Here is a 4192-nt window from a genome sequence, read left to right as displayed (position 1 = left end):
CCCCACGCCAGCGCCAGCAGGCCCAGGCCGCTCAGTTCGGGGACCGCGGCGACCAGCCCGCCCACGCCGGTTTGCCGCAGCGCCGTGCCGAACGCTCCGCCGGCGGCGGCGACCAGCAGAATCCCGCCGCCCTCCGCGACCGCATCGCCGATCACCCGGCGCCGCTCCACCGGGGCGGAGTAGCGCCACAGGATCAGCAGCGACAGCAGCGTGCCGATCAGTACGGCGACCGTCGGTTCGCCCACCGCCCGCACGACGGCCATCGGCGTCTGCCATTCCTCGACGATCGGCGCCGGCCCCGGCGGACCCCCGATGATCACCACGTTCGCCACCCGCGGGACCGCCGCGTCCCACCCGGCCAGTTGGGCGATGAGGAACACCGGGACGGCCAGCGGCAGCACGCTCGCCCACAGCGGGGGCAGTTCGTGGATCGGGCGTTCGGAGAGTTCCCGCAGGTGATCGAGACCCGCCCCGGCGCCGTCCCGCACGGGGATCGCCCGGCCCTTGCGCTCCAGCCGCCGCGTCCACCACCAGCACCACAGCAGGCCGAACGGAGCCGCGACCACGCTGACCGCCAGTCCCACGGCGATCATCAGGGGGATACTCACATCGAGTTCCGCGGCGACCAGCAGCGGACCGGGGGTGGGCGGGACGAGGGAGTGCGTCAGCGCCCCGCCGCAGCACACCGCGAGCATTAAGAGGCCGTAGCTGCGTCCGCCCGTTTCCGGGGAAGACCGAAGCGCGGTGGACTTGGCCAGCGGGGCGCACAGGAGGAAGACGGCGTCGAAGAACACCGGGATTCCCAACGCCAAGCCCCCCGCACAGAACGCCGCCGGATGGCCGCGGGGACCGACGACGCTCAACAGCGCCCGCACCAGTCGCTCCGCGGCGCCGGAGTGCGTCAGCCCGGCGCCCAGCACCGCGGCGAGGGCGATGAGTAAGCCGATGCTCGCCGCGGTCTCCCCGAACGCCTGCGCCAGCCGGGCCGGCGGGGCGAGGTTCGCGACGGCCTCGGCGCGCGCCTGTTCCTTCTGCGAAACAAGCAGATCGCCCTCGTTTAATAACCCCGGCGTGCCCGCCTGCTGGTTCGGGCCGCTCGGCCAGCCGCCCTGCCACATCGGGTTGAAAGGACCGTTGAAGACGACGAACGGCTGATACGGGAAGATCTGATAGTCGCCGCGATCGGTGCGAACGAGGCTGTCGCCGTTGATTTGCCGCGGGAACTTCCAGTCGTACTCCGTGCCCCGGTCGATCCGCAGGGTCGCGACCGGCTCCCCCAGTCCGCCGCCGAGGCCCGGGCGATACGCGGCGAGGGTCGGATCGTGCGATTGAACGAGCAGGCCGTCGGGGTTCGGGATCCAACCCGCGCCGTGGACCGTCTCGCCGACGTCCCGCACGGCGAAGCGTTCGGCCGTCTTTTCCACCTCGGCCCGGACGAGGTTCTCCCGCGGGGTGAGCCACATCACCCCCAGCCCGGCGACGATCAGCACGACCAGCGCGTGCACCCGCATCGCCAACGTCCCGACCAACACCGCGGCCAATCCCCCGCCCGTCAGCAAAGCCGGGAGCGCTGCGGGGGGAATCTCGAACGGCATCGCCGGGGAGCTTACCGATTGCGGGCCGGTCCGGGGCCGATTGCGGCGAAACCGGCCGGTTCGCACAATCGCGGACGTTCACGCCCGTCCACCGCTCCTCCCGCCGCCGGTCCCGCCGATGCTCGCTCAGTTGCGCAGCTATTCGTTGTATGGAATCGATGCGGAACCGGTCGCGGTGGAGGTCGATATCTCCCCCGCGGCGCTGCCCAAAACGACGCTGGTGGGCCTCGCCGAAGCCGCGACCCGCGAGAGCACCCACCGCATCGAGCGGGCGCTGGTGAACAGCGGCTACACCCGGCCGGTGGATCGCATCGTCATCGCGCTCTCCCCGGCGGATCTGCCGAAGGACGCCCCCGGGCTGGATCTGCCGATCGCGTTGGGCACCCTCGCGGCGAGCGGGCAGTTTTTATCAGAACGGTTCGAACAATACGCCGCCGTCGGCGAGTTGGGGTTGGACGGCTCGCTACGGCCGATCCGCGGGGTGCTCAGCATGGCCCTCGCCGCTCGGGAGCAGGGGTTGAGGGGCATTCTCGTCCCCGCCGAAACCGCCCGCGAAGCGGCGGTGGTGGGCGACGTGGAGACGATCCCCGTCGGCTCGCTCAGCGAAGCGGTGGGGTTTTATACGGGGGAACTGGATATCGACCCGCACCCCTTCCGCTGGGAGGACGCCGTCGCCTCGGACGAGGGCTATACGGTCGATTATTCCGACGTGAAAGGCCAGGAATTCGCCAAACGGGCCGTGGTGGTCGCCGCGGCGGGTTCGCACCACCTGCTGATGATCGGCCCGCCGGGGACCGGCAAGACGTTATTAGCGAGCCGGCTGGGCACGATCCTGCCGCCGTTGTCGGCGGAGGAGAGCCTGCAAACGACCCGGATCTGGAGCGCGCTGGGCAAGCTGCGGAACGGACGCAGCCTCATTCTTCAACGGCCCTTTCGCACCCCGCATCACACGATCAGCGAGGCCGGCTTGGTCGGCGGGGGCAGCGTCCCGCGACCGGGGGAGATCTCGCAAGCGCATAACGGGGTCTTATTCCTCGATGAATTGCCGGAGTTTAATCGCAAGACGCTCGAAGTGCTTCGGCAGCCGTTGGAGGAGGGGCGGGTGACGATCAGCCGGGCGATCGGCACGCGGGAGTTTCCCGCCCGGTTTATGATGGTCGCGGCGATGAACCCCACGCCCAGCGGCTACCACGCCGACGACGGCGCCGGCCGCAAGGCGGACAACGCCGCGGCGGTGGAGCGGTATCTCTCCAAGATCAGCGGCCCGCTGCTGGACCGGATCGATATTCACCTCGAAGTCCCGCAGGTGCCCTTCCGGGAACTGTCGAATAAAAAAACCGGCACGAACAGCGCCACGATGCGCGAGCAGGTCCTCGCCGCCCGCGAGGTGCAGGCGGCACGTTTCGAAGCGGACCCGGAGACCCGCGGCGCCGCGATGTTGAACGGCCGGATGAGCGCCCGCCAGATCCGCCGCCACTGCGAACTCGACGCCGACGCCGAGGAGCTGTTGAAAGCCGCGATGGAGGAAATGGGCCTCTCCGCCCGCGCCCACGACCGCATTCTAAGAGTCGGCCGCACCATCGCCGACCTCGACGCCGCCGACCGCATCGGCCCCGGCCACCTCAGCGAAGCGATTAATTACCGGGCGCTCGACCGGAAGTTTTGGTGAGTGGGGGGCTGCTTGGTGCCGCACTTGCGCTATTATGAGCACGTGCTCGCCCTGTTGTCTGCTACGCTCCGTCGCCAGTTGATTGCCTTGCGCCCGATGGTGAACTCTTCGCCGCAGACGTAATGAACTTGACGAAGTCGGCCCCCTGTTGCGTAGTACGTTTCGTCAACGAAGTGTTGTCGGCCGTAATGTACAGTTCTTTATGCTCGCTTCTGAATTCGGACAATCCCATGGAGTGTAGGTCCTCAAGTGTCTGGTCGATCAGGTCTTGCTTGACTTCGGAGAAGTGCTTTTTCAGATGTTGTCGCACACTGTTGCTCGGGTTTCGGCTGGCGGTGGCTTCCAGTACTGCGTCAAGTGGATTGTGGAGGAAGCGAAGTACTCGAATGTGCAAGCCAGTCAATCGGTCGATATATGACATGAACATTGCTCGTTGATTATCGTTGTGGCCTTCTCCAACCGCAGTGGACACAAGAGCCTCGCGAAGTGCGCCCAGCTTCTCCTGATTGGTAGTTGCTTGAGCAGTTCGAGTAGCTTGTACAACGAGTGCTGCGAACTCGGGGTCACTTGAGAGCTGTTCGAGATCGAAGCCCCCCGCTTTGTCCATGTCGTTCAGCCGGCTCGCCACCTCTTCTAGAAACGCTTCAGTCTGCCGCCTTAGAGCCGGCGCGTAAATCGCCTGCATCACCGCGACGCCGAACGAGCCACCTGGAACCTCGGAGATCGCGCTCTCGACGATCGCCCTCGCTTTGTCGGACCATTTTTCTGAAGGCGGGGAAAGGGTGGTGCCAGGATTTGACATGAATGAATGAGACGAGGGAGGAGGGTAGGCGTGCTTCTGCAGGCCAACGTACCCGCGGATACGGCGGGCGGGTGGCTGGGGTAACTCGTGTACTCGATCAAGGGTGACAGTGGGTGGCTGGGGCAG

The 4192-nt window shown here is 67.0% G+C and carries 3 protein-coding genes; 1 reads left to right on the top strand and 2 read right to left on the bottom strand.

Going from position 1 to position 4192, the window contains the following annotated elements:
- On the bottom strand, positions 1 to 1595 hold a 1595-nt coding region (locus tag LzC2_RS20475; protein ID WP_215907231.1), incomplete at its 3' end, for a GntP family permease.
- Between the two features lie 118 nt (positions 1596 to 1713).
- On the opposite strand from LzC2_RS20475, the gene LzC2_RS20470 reads away from it, so the two are divergent.
- The gene (locus LzC2_RS20470; RefSeq protein ID WP_171189886.1) at positions 1714 to 3264 is read left to right on the top strand and encodes a YifB family Mg chelatase-like AAA ATPase; all 1551 of its coding nucleotides are present in this window, start codon (positions 1714 to 1716) and stop codon (positions 3262 to 3264) included.
- A gap of 61 nt (positions 3265 to 3325) precedes the next feature.
- Here LzC2_RS20470 and LzC2_RS20465 read toward each other — a convergent pair.
- The coding region (locus tag LzC2_RS20465; RefSeq protein ID WP_206678839.1) for an Abi-alpha family protein at positions 3326 to 4192 on the bottom strand (867 nt) is incomplete at its 5' end.

The sequence above is a fragment of the Alienimonas chondri genome, from assembly GCF_013036045.1.
Classification (GTDB): domain Bacteria; phylum Planctomycetota; class Planctomycetia; order Planctomycetales; family Planctomycetaceae; genus Alienimonas; species Alienimonas chondri.
The sequence above is the reverse complement of the archived record's forward strand: the minus strand, read 5'-3'. Positions and strand labels throughout refer to the sequence as shown.

Coding starts and splice junctions, on each gene's coding strand:
- LzC2_RS20470 (WP_171189886.1), top strand. CDS start 1,714: ATGCTCGCTCAGTTGCGCAGCTATTCGTTGTATGGAATCGATGCGGAA.